Source organism: Marinobacter sp. G5_S1_61_S3, assembly GCF_054968585.1.
This window is the reverse complement of record NZ_JBQKUK010000005.1, coordinates 168,903-185,270: the sequence shown is the minus strand read 5'-3', so window position 1 is coordinate 185,270 and position 16,368 is coordinate 168,903. Positions and strand designations below refer to the sequence as shown.

At 57.5% G+C, this 16,368-nt stretch carries 18 protein-coding genes; 6 read left to right on the top strand and 12 right to left on the bottom strand.

What is annotated here, in order from left to right:
• Nucleotides 1-3 precede the first annotated feature (3 nt).
• From fabF to ACTRWH_RS06595, 7 genes are all read right to left on the bottom strand, one after another.
• On the bottom strand, nucleotides 4-1,251 hold the full coding sequence (gene fabF, locus ACTRWH_RS06625) for a beta-ketoacyl-ACP synthase II (protein WP_036205013.1): 1,248 nt from the start codon (nucleotides 1,249-1,251) through the stop codon (nucleotides 4-6).
• Nucleotides 1,252-1,366: 115 nt separating this feature from the next.
• Nucleotides 1,367-1,600: an acyl carrier protein gene (acpP, locus tag ACTRWH_RS06620; RefSeq protein WP_007154069.1), complete on the bottom strand. Its 234-nt coding sequence runs from the start codon at nucleotides 1,598-1,600 to the stop codon at nucleotides 1,367-1,369.
• 132 nt (nucleotides 1,601-1,732) lie between these two features.
• Nucleotides 1,733-2,476: a 3-oxoacyl-ACP reductase FabG gene (gene fabG / locus ACTRWH_RS06615; RefSeq protein ID WP_462826148.1), complete on the bottom strand. Its 744-nt coding sequence runs from the start codon at nucleotides 2,474-2,476 to the stop codon at nucleotides 1,733-1,735.
• A 16-nt stretch (nucleotides 2,477-2,492) separates the two neighbouring features.
• Nucleotides 2,493-3,428 carry an ACP S-malonyltransferase gene (gene fabD / locus ACTRWH_RS06610; protein ID WP_075194783.1) on the bottom strand — a complete coding sequence of 312 codons (936 nt, stop codon included), beginning with the start codon at nucleotides 3,426-3,428 and terminating at the stop codon, nucleotides 2,493-2,495.
• 129 nt (nucleotides 3,429-3,557) lie between these two features.
• Entirely contained in the window at nucleotides 3,558-4,559 is a 1,002-nt protein-coding gene (gene plsX, locus ACTRWH_RS06605) for a phosphate acyltransferase PlsX (RefSeq protein ID WP_227517892.1), read from the bottom strand.
• 43 nt (nucleotides 4,560-4,602) lie between these two features.
• Nucleotides 4,603-4,782, bottom strand: a complete 180-nt coding sequence (rpmF, locus tag ACTRWH_RS06600) for a 50S ribosomal protein L32 (protein WP_036205010.1) — start codon at nucleotides 4,780-4,782, stop codon at nucleotides 4,603-4,605.
• A gap of 71 nt (nucleotides 4,783-4,853) precedes the next feature.
• Nucleotides 4,854-5,408: a YceD family protein gene (locus ACTRWH_RS06595; RefSeq protein ID WP_085680088.1), complete on the bottom strand. Its 555-nt coding sequence runs from the start codon at nucleotides 5,406-5,408 to the stop codon at nucleotides 4,854-4,856.
• 121 nt (nucleotides 5,409-5,529) lie between these two features.
• On the opposite strand from ACTRWH_RS06595, the gene ACTRWH_RS06590 reads away from it, so the two are divergent.
• Nucleotides 5,530-6,165, top strand: a complete 636-nt coding sequence (locus ACTRWH_RS06590; RefSeq protein ID WP_036205007.1) for a Maf family protein — start codon at nucleotides 5,530-5,532, stop codon at nucleotides 6,163-6,165.
• On the opposite strand, the gene ACTRWH_RS06585 is transcribed toward ACTRWH_RS06590, so the two are convergent.
• The 3 genes from ACTRWH_RS06585 to rluC are packed head-to-tail and all read right to left on the bottom strand — an operon-like array spanning nucleotide 6,132 to nucleotide 8,846.
• Nucleotides 6,132-7,181 (bottom strand): S49 family peptidase, encoded by a 1,050-nt coding sequence (locus tag ACTRWH_RS06585; RefSeq protein WP_036205005.1) that lies wholly within the window; start codon nucleotides 7,179-7,181, stop codon nucleotides 6,132-6,134. The two genes, ACTRWH_RS06590 and ACTRWH_RS06585, sit on opposite strands and share 34 nt — an antisense overlap.
• A gap of 25 nt (nucleotides 7,182-7,206) precedes the next feature.
• Nucleotides 7,207-7,854: an HAD family hydrolase gene (locus tag ACTRWH_RS06580; protein WP_085680086.1), complete on the bottom strand. Its 648-nt coding sequence runs from the start codon at nucleotides 7,852-7,854 to the stop codon at nucleotides 7,207-7,209.
• A 50-nt stretch (nucleotides 7,855-7,904) separates the two neighbouring features.
• Entirely contained in the window at nucleotides 7,905-8,846 is a 942-nt protein-coding gene (gene rluC / locus ACTRWH_RS06575) for a 23S rRNA pseudouridine(955/2504/2580) synthase RluC (RefSeq protein ID WP_185906490.1), read from the bottom strand.
• A 704-nt stretch (nucleotides 8,847-9,550) separates the two neighbouring features.
• On the opposite strand from rluC, the gene rne reads away from it, so the two are divergent.
• Both rne and ACTRWH_RS06565 read left to right on the top strand, forming a co-directional pair.
• On the top strand, nucleotides 9,551-12,733 hold the full coding sequence (rne, locus tag ACTRWH_RS06570) for a ribonuclease E (RefSeq protein ID WP_085680082.1): 3,183 nt from the start codon (nucleotides 9,551-9,553) through the stop codon (nucleotides 12,731-12,733).
• A 3-nt stretch (nucleotides 12,734-12,736) separates the two neighbouring features.
• Complete coding sequence (locus ACTRWH_RS06565; protein ID WP_007154080.1) at nucleotides 12,737-13,276, top strand: YecA/YgfB family protein; 540 nt, start codon at nucleotides 12,737-12,739, stop codon at nucleotides 13,274-13,276.
• On the opposite strand, the gene ACTRWH_RS06560 is transcribed toward ACTRWH_RS06565, so the two are convergent.
• A complete protein-coding gene (locus tag ACTRWH_RS06560; RefSeq protein WP_075194777.1) occupies nucleotides 13,273-14,151 on the bottom strand; it encodes a PHP domain-containing protein in 879 nt (292 codons plus the stop codon). The genes ACTRWH_RS06565 and ACTRWH_RS06560 overlap by 4 nt on opposite strands.
• An 86-nt stretch (nucleotides 14,152-14,237) precedes the next feature.
• On the opposite strand from ACTRWH_RS06560, the gene ACTRWH_RS06555 reads away from it, so the two are divergent.
• From ACTRWH_RS06555 to ACTRWH_RS06545, 3 genes are all read left to right on the top strand, one after another.
• A complete protein-coding gene (locus ACTRWH_RS06555) occupies nucleotides 14,238-14,537 on the top strand; it encodes a YciI family protein (RefSeq protein WP_007154082.1) in 300 nt (99 codons plus the stop codon).
• 117 nt (nucleotides 14,538-14,654) lie between these two features.
• Nucleotides 14,655-15,326 carry a TIGR04211 family SH3 domain-containing protein gene (locus ACTRWH_RS06550; RefSeq protein WP_036205846.1) on the top strand — a complete coding sequence of 224 codons (672 nt, stop codon included), beginning with the start codon at nucleotides 14,655-14,657 and terminating at the stop codon, nucleotides 15,324-15,326.
• Between the two features lie 181 nt (nucleotides 15,327-15,507).
• Nucleotides 15,508-15,810: a PilZ domain-containing protein gene (locus tag ACTRWH_RS06545; RefSeq protein WP_226909933.1), complete on the top strand. Its 303-nt coding sequence runs from the start codon at nucleotides 15,508-15,510 to the stop codon at nucleotides 15,808-15,810.
• A 64-nt stretch (nucleotides 15,811-15,874) separates the two neighbouring features.
• Here ACTRWH_RS06545 and rraA read toward each other — a convergent pair whose 3' ends face one another.
• Nucleotides 15,875-16,357 carry a ribonuclease E activity regulator RraA gene (gene rraA, locus ACTRWH_RS06540; RefSeq protein ID WP_036205000.1) on the bottom strand — a complete coding sequence of 161 codons (483 nt, stop codon included), beginning with the start codon at nucleotides 16,355-16,357 and terminating at the stop codon, nucleotides 15,875-15,877.
• Between the last annotated feature and the right edge of the window lie 11 nt (nucleotides 16,358-16,368).

The following is a 16,368-nucleotide window of genomic DNA, read 5'->3' as shown; positions in this document are numbered from 1 at the left end:
CGGTCAATCCTCGTAACGACGGAAAATCAGGGTGCCGTTTGTACCACCAAAGCCAAAAGAGTTGGACAACGCAACCCGGACATCAGCTTTGCGGCTCTTACCGGCCACAAAATCCAGGTCACAACCATCATCGGGATCGTCAAGGTTGACGGTCGGCGGCAGCATACCTTCCCGGATCGCCAATACCGAGAAAATCGCCTCAACGGCCCCGGCAGCGCCAAGCAAGTGCCCGGTCATGGATTTGGTGCTGCTGACAGCCAACTTGTAAGCGTGGTCGGCAAATACCGATTTCACGGCAGACACTTCTGCCAGGTCTCCCACGAGCGTCGAAGTGCCATGGGCATTGATGTAGTCGATGTCGTCGGCGCCGAGCCCGGCATCGCGAATCGCATTCTTCATGGAGCGCGCGGCACCCTCACCGTTCTCTGGGGGAGCAGTTATATGGAACGCATCGTCGCTCATACCGAAACCGATCACTTCGCCATGAATGGTGGCACCACGGCGTTTCGCGTGCTCGAGATCCTCCAGCACCAGCACGCCGGCGCCGTCGCTGAGCACAAAGCCGTCGCGGCCACGATCCCACGGCCGGCTGGCCTTTTCCGGGTCGTCATTGCGGGTGGACAGCGCACGCGCTGCCGAAAACGCGGCAATTGAGCTTCGGGTGGTGGCCATTTCCGAACCGCCGGCCAACATCACATCGGCATCACCGTAAGCAATGGTGCGCGCTGCATAGCCAATGTTATGGGTGCCGGTCGTGCAGGCTGTCACGATGGCGATGTTTGGGCCCTTATAGCCAAAGCGGATAGCCACGTTTCCTGAAATCATGTTGATTACGGAGGCTGGCACAAAGAAGGGAGACACTTTTCGCGGCCCGGACTTCTCCATCGTGATCACGTTCTTCTCGATGTATTCAAGACCGCCTATGCCTGAGCCGATGGCAACCCCTACCCTTTCACGATCAAGATCGGTGTACTCATCAAGACCACTGGCATCTACCGCCTGTTGAGCGGCGATCAGGCCGTAATGAATGAAGGCATCCAGTTTTCTGGCGTCCTTCGTGGACAGGTACGGTTCAATATCCAGGTTCTTGATGCCACCGCCGATCCGTGTGTTGTATCCGGTGGTATCAAAACGGTCGATTCCGGCAATGCCGCTGCGACCGGAACAAATGCCGTCCCAGGACGAATCCACATCGTTACCCAGTGGCGAGAGCATTCCCATGCCTGTGATTACAACACGTCGTTTAGCCATACCCCTTCACCTGAGTTCCTTGCTGATCATGGACTGGAATTCCTGCCAATAAAAAAGCCGTCCGATGTCTAGTCACATGGACGGCTTTTTGCCTGGCGATAAAGCGTGCAGAGTATCAGGTGTGCGCGACGATGTAGTCGATCGCGTCCTGGACACTCGCCAGCTTTTCCGCTTCCTCGTCGGGAATCTCGGTCTCGAACTCTTCTTCGAGTGCCATGACCAGCTCAACGGTGTCCAGTGAGTCAGCGCCAAGGTCCTCTACAAAAGAAGATGTGTTCTGAACTTCGGACTCTTTAACGCCCAACTGCTCACAAACGATCTTCTTCACGCGCTCTTCAACTGTACTCATAATGTCCTCACTTTTGTGTCAACCAAGCAACTTAAGTGCTGCCAGTTTAGTTTAAACCATACCTGCAAACAAGCAGGGGTTCCATTCAAACATGTTGTGCGACAAGGGTTTGCGCACACGTCCCCGCAGGGACTATCCCATGTACATACCACCGTTCACGTGGATCGTTTCGCCCGTCACGTAACCAGCGGCCTCCGACGCCAGGAAGGCAACCACCGCAGCCACTTCTTCCGGCTCACCCAGACGACCGGCAGGTATGACTTCCATCATAGCCTCGCGTTGCTTGTCGTCCAGTTTTCGGGTCATATCCGTATCGATAAATCCGGGCGCTACGCAATTGGCGGTAATGCCCCGGTTCGACATTTCTTTCGCCAGGCTGCGGGTAAAACCCTCAACTCCGGCCTTGGCAGCGCAATAGTTGGCCTGTCCGGGGTTACCCATACCAGCCACAACCGAGCTGATATTGATCACCCGACCCCATCGCGCCTTGGCCATTCCCCGCAATACGGCCTTGCTGGTCCGGTAGACGCTGGACAAGTTGGTTTCCACCACCGACGCCCAGTCATCGTCCTTCAGCCGCATCAGCAGATTATCACGAGTGATCCCTGCGTTGTTGACCAGGATCGCCGGCGCACCGGCTTTCTCGTTGATTTCCTTCAGGCCAGCCTCGATGCTGCCTGGGTCGGCGACGTTCATTACGATACCGAAACCCTTCGCGCCTGCTGCTTTCAGGTCAGCGGAAATCGACTCGGCGCCATTCTCACTGGTTGCCGTACCGACCACCATGGCGCCCTGATCTGCCAGCGCCTTTGCAATGGCCTTTCCGATCCCGCGAGTTGCACCCGTTACCAGCGCTGTTTTGCCTTCAAGAGACATGTGTTGCTCCTATTTATTACTGTCCAAATGCCTCTGACGCCTTTGCCAGCGCATCCGGCTCGTCAATGCCGTAAACCGACAATTCACGGTCAATGCGCTTCGCCAGCCCTGCAAGGACTTTACCGGCGCCGCACTCTACAGCGATCCGCACATCATTTGCCACCAGTTTACGAACGGTATCGGTCCACAACACCGGAGAGTATAGCTGCTTGACCAGATTAGCCTTGAGGGATTCACTGTCCTGGGCGACGGAAGCGGTAACATTCTGAACTACCGGGATGACAGCATCGTTAAACGTTACTTCGTCCAACGCGGTTGCCAGTTCCTCCGCGGCTCCCTTCATCAGGGCACAGTGGGAAGGCACACTCACCGGCAATGGCATGGCCTTGCGGGCACCTCGGGCCTTGCAGGCTTCGATGGCGCGTTCAACCGCTCCAGCAGCACCAGCAATCACTACTTGCCCAGGGGCATTGAAATTGACGGCGGCAACCACGTCACCATTCGCCGCCTCGGCACAGGCGGCGGTTACGTCGTCGTCTTCGAGACCAAGAATGGCTGCCATCTTGCCTTCGCCGGCTGGCACGGCGGCCTGCATGAGCTCGCCACGCAGTTGCACCAGTTTAATGGCATCAAAAAAGTTCAGGCTTTCCGCTGCAACCAGCGCACTGTACTCACCCAGGCTGTGCCCGGCGACAAAGTCAGGCGCCTGACCTCCTGCTACAAACCACTGCCGCCAGAGCGCGACGCTCGCCGCCAACAGCGCTGGCTGGGTAACCGTGGTCTGATTAAGCTCTTCCGCAGGGCCATGCTGGCACAGGTGCCAGAGATCATACCCCAGTACATCGGAGGCTTCGGAAAACGTTTTTTCTATGATCGGCCAGTTCTCGGCTGCTGCTCCCAGCATACCGACAGACTGCGATCCTTGTCCGGGAAAAATAAAGGCTGATTTCATAGTGGGAATCTTACCGTCAATGAGGGGTTACGGGAGATTAGCCAATAGTACAACCTGGGGGCCGATCCAGCCAATCTAGCAAAAATGGGGAGAGACTTTAGTCTCAGGGACAGGTTAAGGCTTGAGCGCTCAGATCATCAGGTCATCGAGACGGTCGTTTATGCGGCTGGGCACTTCCAGCTCAACTTCACGAACCGCCTGACGTATGGCGGCCAGCATGGCGCGCTCGTTGGCGTTGCCATGGCTCTTTATCACCACCCCTTGAAGGCCAAGGAGACTGGCACCGTTATGCCTTGAGGGGTCCATAAGCCGGAGCAGCCGTCCGATGATCGGCCGCGCGAAGAAGCCGACGCACTTGCCGTAAAACGTTTTCGTAAAGGCTTGTTCCAGCAACTCAATCAGCAGACCGGCAACGCCCTCACCCGTCTTCAGGGCAATATTCCCGACGAAACCGTCGCACACCACCACATCCGCCACGTCGCGGAACAGATCACTGCCCTCGATGTATCCGATGTAGTTGATGGTATCGCACTGGGCCAGCATGTGAGAGGCAAGCCGCACTTGCTCATTGCCCTTGATCTCCTCTTCGCCAACATTAAGCAGAGCGACTCGAGGTTCTGGCTGATTGCAGATGGCCGATGCCATCAGTGAGCCCATCAGTGAGTACTGATAGAGGTTTTCCGCAGTGGAGTCCACGTTGGCGCCCAGATCGAGCACGTGGCAACGCCCCCGAAGCGACGGAATCAGTTTGGCGATTGCAGGGCGCTCAATACCCGGGTACATACGGATAACAGAACGGCCGAACGCCATGAGCGCGCCGGTATTGCCAGCACTGACACAACCTTGAGCAACGCCATCGCGAACAAGCCCCAGCGCCACGGCCATGGACGAATTGCGTTTGTGGCGAAGCGCATGGGAGGGCCGCTCATTCATCCGCACGACATCGGCAGCTTCGACGATACGAATTCGCGAGTGCCCAGGATGCAACAAAGCCTCTAGCTCACTCCGGATTCCTACCAGAACGAGACTCAAGGCTTCGTTTTCTTTCACCGCATCCAGTGCAGCGGAGGCCACAACATCGGCTCCGCGATCACCACTCATGGCGTCAATTGCGATGGTGACCGGCTTCACCGTTCCTCCATCTCGCACTGGCGGGTGGATTGCTCGCGACGGTTTACTCGTCGCGAGCCTCAATTACCTGCTTGCCACGGTAAAAACCGTCCGGCGACACGTGGTGACGACGATGCACTTCACCAGTCGTGGTGTCAGTGGACAGAGCTGCCGTGCTCAGAGCATCGTGTGAACGACGCATACCGCGCTTTGAGCGGGTTTTTCGATTTTTCTGTACAGCCATGATTATGCTCCTGACCTGATAAACGTGTGTTCGTTAAATTCGCGACGGTTTCCAGGGAAAACGACGCCTGATTAATGTTTCTTTGTCTTGAGATCCGCCAGTACGCTGAACGGGTTGTCTTCAGACTTCCTGACCGGCTCGTCCCCGGATTCATCCGGTTCAAAGGCTTCCAGCTCTTCTCGGGCGGGACATTCGTCACGCTCATGAAGCGGAAACGGCGGCAGAACCAGCAACAGTTCGTCCTCAGTCAAGGACCACAAATCCGCGCTGAAATCGTTCGTCAGAAACGGTTCAAGCTCTTTTGGCAACTGCTGGGCCTGCTCATCGCTGGTCACCAACCCCAATGTAAAGTGGGAGACCAGTGTCTTTTGCATGGGCCCCATGCAGCGCTGACACTCCAGGGTAACCGGTGCTTCCAGCTCACCTGTCACCATGCGTCGGCGTTCGCCGTCCATGGAGAATGACAGGCTCACCCGGCACACTGCGCCGTCCTCAAAACCAAATACAGAATCACCAAAACGAGACAATGCCTGCAGAGGAATTTCTCCCTCCAACACTATTTGTTGCTCTGCCAATCGGTAAGGATCGACAGTTTTGGGCAGCTCGGTGCTTGAGGCTTTTGACATAGGCGCGCAATTTTAGGGACCTGACCGCCCGCTGTCAAAGACTTCATGCGCTTTTGGGCAAGGGTTACACTGCGGATAGGTGTATTCTACGATAATACCAAGCAATGACATAAGGAACCCAATGCAACACCGCCCACTTCTGCTTGCCTCATCATCACCTTACCGGCGACAGCTGATGGAACGGCTGGGACTGCCCTTCCAGGCCGCATCACCGAACGTCGATGAATCACCAGAGATAAGTGAAGGCCCGGAACAGCTGGCCGTGCGACTGGCGCTAAAGAAAGCCGAAGCGCTCGCCGGGGATTATCCTGACCACTGGATCATCGGCTCTGACCAGATTGCCTGCCTCGAGGATGGCACCGTGCTGAACAAGCCGGGAAACCATGAGCGCGCCGTGCAGCAGCTGAAGCGCAGCAGCGGCCAGAGAGTCTCATTCCTGACGGGCCTGGTACTGCTGGATTCCGGCACCAACGAACGGCAGAGCCACTGCGAACACTTCCATGCCTATTTCCGGGAGCTAGACGCGGACGAAATCGACAACTACCTACACACTGAGACACCCTACGACTGCGCAGGCAGCTTCAAAATGGAAGGCTTGGGCATCACCCTGTTCAAGCGACTGGAAGGGGACGATCCGAACAGCCTGATCGGGCTGCCGTTGATCGCACTCACCAGAATGCTGCTAAATTGGGGGCTGAATCCACTGCATCAGCCCCACGACCCTCAGCGCAGCTCCAGCCGCGATTCAGCGAAGTAGCGGGCAATACCACTGCCCACAGAAACGCCGAACTGGTCAACAATTTCCTGGAACGGCGATTCTCGGCGGCTGTAGTCCACAAGATCCTCCTGGCCTATCACCTGTCTCGCCACATGCGAAGAACTGCCAAGACCATCAATCAGGCCAAGCTCAAGCGCCTGCTCACCACTCCAGACCAGCCCTGAGAACAGTTGCTCGTCATCCGCAAGCCGATCACCCCGCCCCTTCCGCACACTCTCGATAAACTGACTGTGAGTGGTTTCCAGAACGTCTTGCCAGAATTGCACCTCTTCTTCTTCCTCCGGTGAGAACGGATCCAGGAACGCCTTGTTCTCACCCGCCGTGTACAGACGGCGGTCGACCCCCAGTTTGTCCATGATCCCCGTAAATCCGAAACCTCCGGCCACCACACCGATGGAACCCACGAGACTCGCCTTGTCGGCGTATATTTCATCAGCAGCCGCAGCAATATAGTAGGCGCCAGAGGCACCAATATCGGAAATCACCGCGTACACTTTTTTCTCCGGATACTCACCCCTCAACCGAACGATTTCGTCATAGACGTAACCGGACTGGACCGGACTGCCGCCCGGACTGTTGATGCGCAGGATCACCCCCACCGAATTTTCTGCCTCAAACGCTTCGCGCAGGGAACCTACGATGTTGTCGGCGCTGGCGAGCTCATCTGCCGCAATAGTGCCCTCGATCTCAACGAGTGCCGTATGCTTTCCCTTGGCAGCGGATTCCAGCGCACCGCTTAGCGGGAACTGGATCATCAGCAGCAAGGCAAAGAGATACCCGAACGTCAGCAGCTTGAAAAATATCCCCCAGCGACGGCTTTTTCGCTGCTCTGACTGCAGAGACATCACCAACTTTTCGATCAATTTCCAATCACGAGCCGACTCCGGCGGCATCGCCGGCTTGCGGCGACTTCCCTCAGGCCTTTTCGCCCCGCTTTCCGGGTTTTCTGGTTCGCTCCCCCAGCCAGGATGCCTGTCTGATTCCCAATCGCTCATTGCTACTTCCTGTTACTGTTGCGGCTCAGAGGCCGAGTACGTCGCGCAGGTCTTTTACCGAATCGACGACCGCGTGCGGTGCGTAATGCCCCAGCACATCACGTTTATGCACACCCCACTCCACACCAATAGACGGCATCCCGATACGCTGGGCCATCTCAAGATCGTACCGGGTATCGCCGATCATAACCGCTTCCGCCGGCTCAATGCCGTAAAAGCGGATGATCTCTCCGAGCATTGCCGGGTCGGGCTTGGAGCGGGTTTCATCCGCGCAGCGAGTGATATCAAAATGCGGCCCAAGCCCGCTGGACACCAAAGCACCTTCCAGGCCGCGGCGGCTCTTGCCGGTGGCCACCGAGCAGCCGCGCCCCGCTGTACGAAGGTCAGCCAGTACGTCCGCCATGCCCGCAAACACATTCTGGGGCGTAGTCACCTTGGAGAAAAAATAACGGGCATAACCTTCGCGAATCGCCGTCATTTCCTCCCGCGTTATACCGGGATATAGCTTTTCCAGAGCTTCAATCATGCCCAGGCCGATAATATCGCGATAGGCTTCCCGCTCCAGTTCCGGATACCCCAGCTCGGTGGCCGCCTGATGAAGGCTGTCGGCAATATGATCAACGGAATCCACCAGCGTTCCGTCCCAGTCAAAAATCACGACCTTTACGTCCATTGATACTACCTTGGTGCGGTCATTCTGCTTGCGAACCACAGAACAACGGATTATTCGGAGGCCTTCCGGCGCGCCGCCAGCTTGGCCATGAGTTCGCTGAAAGCCTCATCATAGGGAGCCTCAAGATGAACTGGCTCTCCCGTGGAGGGCAGCGTAAAGTCCAGGGCGCGGGCGTGGAGCATTAAACGCTGACCGCCGGCGGAACGAAATGCCCGCAGGCTTACATCATCCATATACTTGTCATCGCCAGCAATCGGATGCCCCGCCCAGGCACTGTGAACACGGATCTGATGGGTGCGACCGGTTACCGGTGAGGCCTCAACCAGGGTATACCCTGAAAAGGAGTCCAATACCCGGAAGCGGGTGAGAGAGTCCTTTCCAGCCTCATCCACGCGAACACGGCGCTCACCGGAGCCAAGCTCAAACCGCAGCAACGGCTCGCTGACCTTCCTGACAGCCCCAGGCCAGTCGCCCGCCACCAGAGCATGATAATGCTTACGAATACGCTTGTGACGCAACTCGTCCTGCAGATAACGCAACGCAGAACGCTTCTTTGCAACCATCACCAGCCCCGATGTATCCCTATCAAGCCGATGCACGAGCTCCAGAAACCGGGCCTCCGGCCGCGCCGCCCGCAAGACTTCGATCAGCCCGAAATCCAGCCCGCTACCACCGTGAACCGCTATACCGGATGGCTTATTAACCACCAGCATCTGATCATTTTCAAACACCACCGCGTCCTGCATGACCCCCTGAACCCGGGAGCCTGGAACTACCTGCGCCGGCTTTTCCTTTCGGGTAACCGGTGGAATGCGCACCTCATCACCCGTATTCAGACGGGTGTCGGGCTTCACCCTGCCCTTGTTCACGCGCACCTCGCCCTTGCGGATAATCCGATAGATGATACTGCGCGGTACATCCCGGATCTGCGCCATCAGGTAGTTGTCCACGCGCTGACCGTGGTTATCCTCATCAACCACCACCTTTCGCACACCCTGCCTGATTTCGCCACCTCTGGAGCCGGGCACAGAGCTACTCTTTTCGCCACTGACAGGCTGCGATGACGAAGAGGGACGTTTTTGCCTGGTCGATCTGGACATGGATACCTTACCGCTGGAAACCCTGCGGGATTGAAGGAGCCGGCGAATACTGTTATATTCCGGCGTGCTCTGCCGTTTGTCTACGGCCTGGCCAGTATGCCAGAAGCCGGAGCGGCAGGAGTATACCGACACTATTTGAGAGTTTGAACGCCGAAAGCCCAATCATTACCGGGCTCGGCGATTGAAATCCTCCCGGGCCAAAACGGAAGACGCTGATTACAGCGACTGTCCAGAAGCCGGGGGAACAAGAAACCGTACGGAAAACCGTCGGGCGACATCGCGAAGAATCATTACCAGCACGCAGGGCCGGGCCGTCCAGCATACGAATACGACGTGAGACCCAGGCACCCGCGTGAACCTGAAAACGGATAACATGCGCCAACAGACTCTGACCCAAAGCGACTCTTTCCTGCCCACAGGCAGGCGAACCGTCGGCGGTGGCCTCGGAACCCCGGGAAAATTCCCCGCAGGGATCTGATTCGTCTGGCCGTCGGATTACCCCTGTTACAAGGGGCCCACGGCACGCAAGTTCTGCTTCGCTGATGCTATTCCCCAGGTTTTCTGTCCAAACCAAACGACAGGAACCATTTCTTTCCATGAAAAGAATGCTGATCAATGCGACTCATCCCGAAGAGTTGCGCGTAGCCCTGGTTGACGGCCAGCGTCTGTTTGACCTCGACATCGAATCCAGCTCCCGTGAGCAGAAGAAAGCCAATATCTACAAGGGTCGCATAACCCGTGTAGAGCCAAGCCTGGAAGCCGCTTTTGTGGACTTCGGCGCGGAACGCCACGGATTCCTTCCTCTCAAAGAAATCTCCAAGGAGTATTTCAAGAAATCACCCGGCCAGATTGAAGGCAAGATCAACATCAAGGATGTGGTTGCCGAAGGTCAGGAAGTCATTATTCAGGTGGATAAGGAAGAACGTGGCAACAAGGGTGCAGCCCTCACCACCTTTATCTCCCTTGCGGGCCGATACCTCGTGCTCATGCCCAACAATCCTCGCGCCGGCGGCATTTCCCGTCGTATCGAAGGTGAAGAGCGGGCGCAGCTGAAAGAGGCCATGAACGATGTACAGGTGCCCAAGTCCATGGGCATCATCGTTCGTACCGCCGGCATCGGCCGCACCACCGAAGAGCTGCAGTGGGACCTGGACTACCTCGTCCAGTTCTGGGAGGCCATTACCCAGGCCGCCGGTGAGCGCAAGGCGCCGTTCCTTATTCACCAGGAAAGCAACGTCATTATCCGCGCTGTACGCGACTATCTTCGCCAGGACATTGGTGAGGTACTGATTGACGCCGCAACGGTGTACGAGGATGTATTGAACTTCGTTCGCGCCGTCATGCCCTCGTTCGAAAACAAGATCAAGCTGTACAAGGACGAAATCCCCCTGTTCAGCCGTTACCAGATCGAAGGCCAGATCGAGACCGCGTTCCAGCGTGAAGTGAAGCTGCCCTCCGGTGGCTCCATCGTGATCGATCCCACCGAGGCACTGGTGTCCATTGACATCAACTCCTCCCGTGCCACCAAGGGCCACGACATTGAGGAAACCGCGCTCCAGACCAACCTGGAAGCGGCGGAAGAGATTGCCCGCCAACTGCGTCTCAGGGACATGGGCGGCCTGATCGTGATCGACTTTATCGACATGACCCCGGCCAAGCACCAGCGCGAAGTCGAGCAGAAGATGCGCGAAGCACTGGAAATCGACCGCGCCCGGGTACAAGTGGGCAAGATTTCACGCTTTGGCCTGCTTGAAATGTCTCGCCAGCGTTTGCGCCCATCCCTGGGCGAGACCCGCAGCGAAGTCTGCCCTCGCTGTGAAGGCCAGGGCACCATCAGGGGCATTGAGTCTCTGGCCCTGAGCATCATGCGCCTGATCTACGAGGAATCCTCCAAGGAAAAGACCGGCCAGGTCCGTGCCGTGGTGCCCGTCGCCGTTGCCACATTCCTGCTAAACGAGAAGCGCAAGCAGTTGGCCGACATCGAAGCACGCCAGGAAGTAGAAGTGGTGGTGGTTCCCGCACCTCACATGGAAACACCTCACTTCGAAATCCTGCGCATGCGTGACGATGAGACCGGCGTGGAGCATGTATCGAGCTACCAGGTCGCTCAGGAATACAGTGAACGGGAAGAAGAAATCTTCGAGGCCCCTGCTGCCCAGCCACCGGTCCGCGAACAGGCAGCGGTGAAAGCCATTCGCCCGGTTGCGCCCGCACCTGCCCCGGAAAAGGCAGCGCAAGAAACCCCGGCCGAACAGACTGATGGCCTGTTCCGCAAACTTGGCCGCAAGATTGCGGATTTCTTCAGCGGTGAGGAAGTCATCGGTGAACCACCAGTGAAACGGGAACAGCCTAGCGGCTCCAACCGTGACGACCGCCGTACCCAGGACCGCCAGGACCGTCGTAAATCCAGGGTGGCCCGCGACGACAACCGCTCCGGAAATCGCAGTGGTGCTGACCGCCGTCAGGCCGGCGCCAATCGTGGCGACAGCAGCCGCAGCGATGACAACCGGGGACGTAACCGAGGTGCAAACCGCAATCGCGGAGACGACCAGGGCCGCAGTGGCCAGGGCCAGCAGGGAAGTGCTGACAAGAGCGCCGACAAGACAGCCGATAGCCGCAGGGATGGCAACCGCAAAGACGGCCAGGGACGCGGGCAAGGGCGCAACAAGCCCCAGACCAGCAGGGACCAGAAGGACCGTCAGGAACAACAGGACACCAGTTCCCAGAAAAGCGCTGCCGCCGACAAGTCCGGCTCCGATGAAAAACGTCGCAAACCAAGACGTAATCGTAATCGCGACGGCTCCCCTGCTGAAAACCCGGCGTCAACACCGGCAGATCGGAAGTCCGCCCGCAGCGAAAGGCATCAGAAGGATACTCAGCCGGAAGAGCAGACCGACAAGCAACCTGCAACTCAGCCCGCAGGAAAGCCGGACGTAGCCGCGGCCAATACGGCAGAGCCGAAGCCGGCGGAAAGCGTGGCTGAAAAGCCTGTCGAAGCGACGTCAGCGGAAAGCGCGACGGAAGCACCGGTCGAGAAATCGGCGACGAAACCTGCGGAACCAACGGCCGAAAGTGCGGAGCCCAATAAAGCGCCCGAAAAACAGCCGCAGCCGGCAACGTCTGGCACCGCGAAGCCCGACCAGCCGGACACCGCGGGCAATGAGGCAGTGAAATCTGAAGCAGAGTCCGAGACTATTGCTGAGGAGAAGCCGAAACGCCCTGCCCGTCCACGCCGGTCATCCAGGAAACCGGCTGAAAAGAAGGCTGAACCCACCGACGCAGATGCGACGACGGCCGACAAGGCTGAAAAGGCAACTCCGGGCAAAGAAACCCCAGAGGCCGTGGTAGAGGCCGAAACCCCCAAGCAGGAAGTGGATGCCAAGCCACAACCAACAGAAGCTGACACCAAACCCAAGGCGGAATCCAAGGCTGAATCCAAGGCCGACAGCACTGCTGACGCTGAGCCGACGGCAACCAAAACCGAGAAAGCGGAACAACCCGATACCGCCACCCCGGCGAGCGAGCCGGCAGCAGCGGATACGGTGAAAGAACCGCAGGAAACGACCAGCAAACCAGCGGCGGAACCGAAAGCCGAGGCCTCCGAGGCAGAGGAAACGCAAAAACCTGCAGAGAAGCCGGTTGAGCCCGCGGCTGAGCAAGAAAAGCCGAGTGAGCAGGTGAGTGTACCGGTAACCCCGGGCCGTGCCTACAATGATCCGAGGGAAGTCCGTAAGCGTCAGCGGGCAGCCGAAGAGGCCAAAAAGGCCGGGAGTAACTGACGAATGCTATCAGATTCGGACATCGAAGCGCTGGAAGACATCCTTTTCGCAGAACCCTGGGGCGACGAGGCCCTGGATTTCTTCGGTTTGCATGGGGTTGTCTGCGCCAGCGTGGTAGGCCCGACATCCTTGAGCACTGAAGACATCTTCAGGCTGGCCACGGGCGCCGAACAGGCGCCCAGCGGCCAGGTTCCGGATGTGTTCCGCCAGGCCGTTGAGCAACTCGGCAGGGATATGGCACACGCACTGGACATGGGCCAGCCCCTTGAGTTGCCGGAACCTGAAGATGGCGATCCGATGAATGCATTGGAGAACTGGTGTGCCGGGTTCGTGGACACCTTCCTCGAGAATGAGGAAGCCTGGCTGGAAGCCGGCGAGGAGGAAACCGCAGACCTGCTGGTGCCGATGCTCACGCTGTCTGGGCTGTTCGAGGATGAAGACTTCCAGAATGTCCGCAACAGCGAGAAACTGTCCCGGCAAATGGCGGACGCCATTCCCGACTCGCTGACCGACCTATACCTGCTGTTCCACGCACCGGATTAAACCGCTGCGGGAACCCCTGCCGGTTGTTTGAAATGATGCCAGACAGGCTCAAGCCCGTCTGGCATTTTCATGATGACCCCAAGCTCACACCAGGGTGCACCGGGAAAATGGAAATCGCTGCCCTGGGAGGCAAGCAGGTTTTCCCGACGACACAGTTCCGCCAAAAAGCCCAGATCACCGCTGGACTGCCCCGACGTTGAGACTTCAATACTCCGGCCTCCCGCCTGACGGAAGTCGGCAACGAGCGCGCGCAGTTTGGTTGCGGTAAGCTTGTACTTCCTGGGGTGAGCCAGCACGGCCACACCTCCGGCCTCCGTAATCCACCGGACTACCTCCGGCAATTCAGGCCAGAAACCCTTTACATCCCCCGCCTTGCCAGCTCCAAGGTAGCGCTTGAACGCCTGGGCGATATCCTTTACCACCCCCTCTTCCACCAGCACCCTGGCAAAATGAGGCCGACCGGGCACGTCGCCGCCCGCCTTATCCGTTGCCTTCTCGAGCAGGTTTTCAATTTTCAGCTTTGAAAGCTTGTCGGTAATGGTGCGGGCTCGGGACCAACGGTTCGTGTTCTGCCGCTCCAATGCCTGCTTCAGACGGTCGTCATCAACGTCAAAATCAAGCCCGACTACGTGTATGGTGTGACTTTTCCAGAGGCAGGACAGCTCGGTACCGGCGATCAGCGTAAGACCAGCCTCCCGTGCGGCCTCCGATGCTTCTTCAAGCCCGGCGATGGTATCGTGATCTGTTATGGCAAGGTGGGTAACACCTCTGGCGTGCGCACGTGCGACCAATTCCTTCGGTGGCAGCGCGCCGTCGGACGCCGTCGTGTGGCAATGCAGATCAATGCAGAAGTCAGCTTCTTGGGTTATAGTCACATCTTTCCCGATTTCAGAGTAAATACCATCAACGCCAGTGTACCAGCCAGGTATTACACTGTGTCAGTAAATATCCGGAGAATATCATGTACTACGCCATCATCAGCGAAGATGTCGAGAACAGCCTGCCGCTGAGGTCTTCTGCCCGTCCTGCCCACATTGAACGGCTAAAGCTGCTCAGAGACGAAGGCCGCCTTCTGGTCGCGGGTCCCCACCCGGCCCTGGACACACCGGAACCCGGTGACGCAGGGTTCACCGGCAGCCTGGTTGTAGCCGAATTTGATTCATTGGCATCGGCCCAGGCCTGGGCCGATGCCGACCCCTACGTGGATGCCGGTGTGTACCAGAAAGTGATCGTCAAACCCTTCAAGGCTGTACTGCCCTGAGGGCGCACGGTTGCCTGCACCTGGCACCATGAGCTTTTTGTAATGAACTCCACCTTGTATGACCCGGCATCTATGACAAAATTGCGCCTTAAATCGCTGTTCCAGGGAATAAAACCAGTGACGCCTTTACGTCTGATTACCTGCATTATCGTTTTGATGGTGGCTGCAACGTCAACCCACGCCAAAACCGTTTATGTCGATGACACGCTCTACGCTCCGATCCGAAGTGGTGAAGGGACACAGTACCGAATCCTGCACTCAGGAGTCCGGAGCGGAACCTCGCTTGAGCTGCTGGAAACATCGGAATCAGGGTATAGCCGTGTACGCACGCCGGACGGCATCGAAGGCTGGATGGTGTCACGCTATCTCACCGACACTCCTATTGCGCGCCAACGTCTGGAAGCCACCAACCGGCAACTGGAACAAGCCCGCAATGAACTGAATAATCTCAGGACGCAGCTTGAGGAAGTCACAACGGAACGGAACGAACTCAGGAGCTCGGAAGAGTCCCTGGAAGCCCGCGCAGGAAGACTCAGCGAAGAACTTCGTAATATCAAGGAAGTCGCTTCGGACTCCATCAATCTGAATCGGCGGAATAGCGAGCTTCGCGAAGAGAACCAGAAGCTGCGCAACGACCTGGAAGTGCTCACTGCAGAAAAGGAGCGCCTGGAAGCCAAAAAGGAATCCGATTTCATGCTACTGGGTGCAGCCCTTGTGCTGCTCGGGGTGATTTTGGCCCTTGTTATCCCGCTGCTCAAGCCTTCACGGAAAACGGACAACTGGGCATAGAACACCTCCCCATCGCGGGAGACGTTGGAGGAAGCGCCTCTTCGAAAACCCACATATAGTGTCATTCGGGAAACCTAAATACTAAATATAAGGGCTTCCCGAATTTTTATTCCCATGAATTCTTTGACGCTTCCGCCCTTAGCATTTATAACTAACAAAACAACAACCGCGAGGTGCCGGGATGTCTGAAACCATGAAGGACTATTCAGAAAAACGCGATTTCCACCGCATGACAATGAACTCGGAAATCGAACTCACAGACAGCAATGGCGTCGCGATTCCAGGCATTTGCCGGGATCTCAGCGGCACTGGCATGCAGCTATACGTAGAAAGGGCGTTTGCCGAAGGGGATGAAATCCACACCCTTCTACCTTCCACCAGCGAGCAATTCCCGCCATTCGAAACGGTCTGCCGCGTGCTTCGCTGTGTTCCTGACGGGGATGGGTTTCTCCTGGGGATGGAGATTGTAAAGGTAAAACGCTGACCGGTGCGGTCAAGGGAAATGTAGCCCGGTAGAGTACGGGGGAACTACCGGGCAAACGGCCGTATCAGTCGATCTTCAGTGGCTTTTCGGAAACCACGATACCGTTGTTATCGGCATAGATGTAATGGCCAGGATGGAAGGTCACGCCTCCGAAGGTGACCGGCACGTCCAGATCACCCACTCCACGCTTCTCGGTCTTGCGCGGATGCGTACCCAGCGCCTGCACTCCCAGGGCTGTCTTTCCAATGACATCTACATCGCGAATGCAGCCATAGATCACCAGGCCAGCCCAACCATTACCCGCCGCTTTCTCGGCCAGCATGTCACCCAGCAGAGCGGCCCGCTTTGATCCGCCACCATCGACAACCATCACACGACCGTTACCCGGCAGGGCAACCTGTTCCTTAACGATGGAATTGTCCTCAAAGCATTTCACCGTCACGATCTCGCCCCCGAAGGCGTCCACGCCACCAAAGTTGCGGAAACCCGGCTCTACCACCAGGATTTCGGGGTAATCGTCACACAGATCAGGGGTTACGATAGGCACGCACGTGCTCC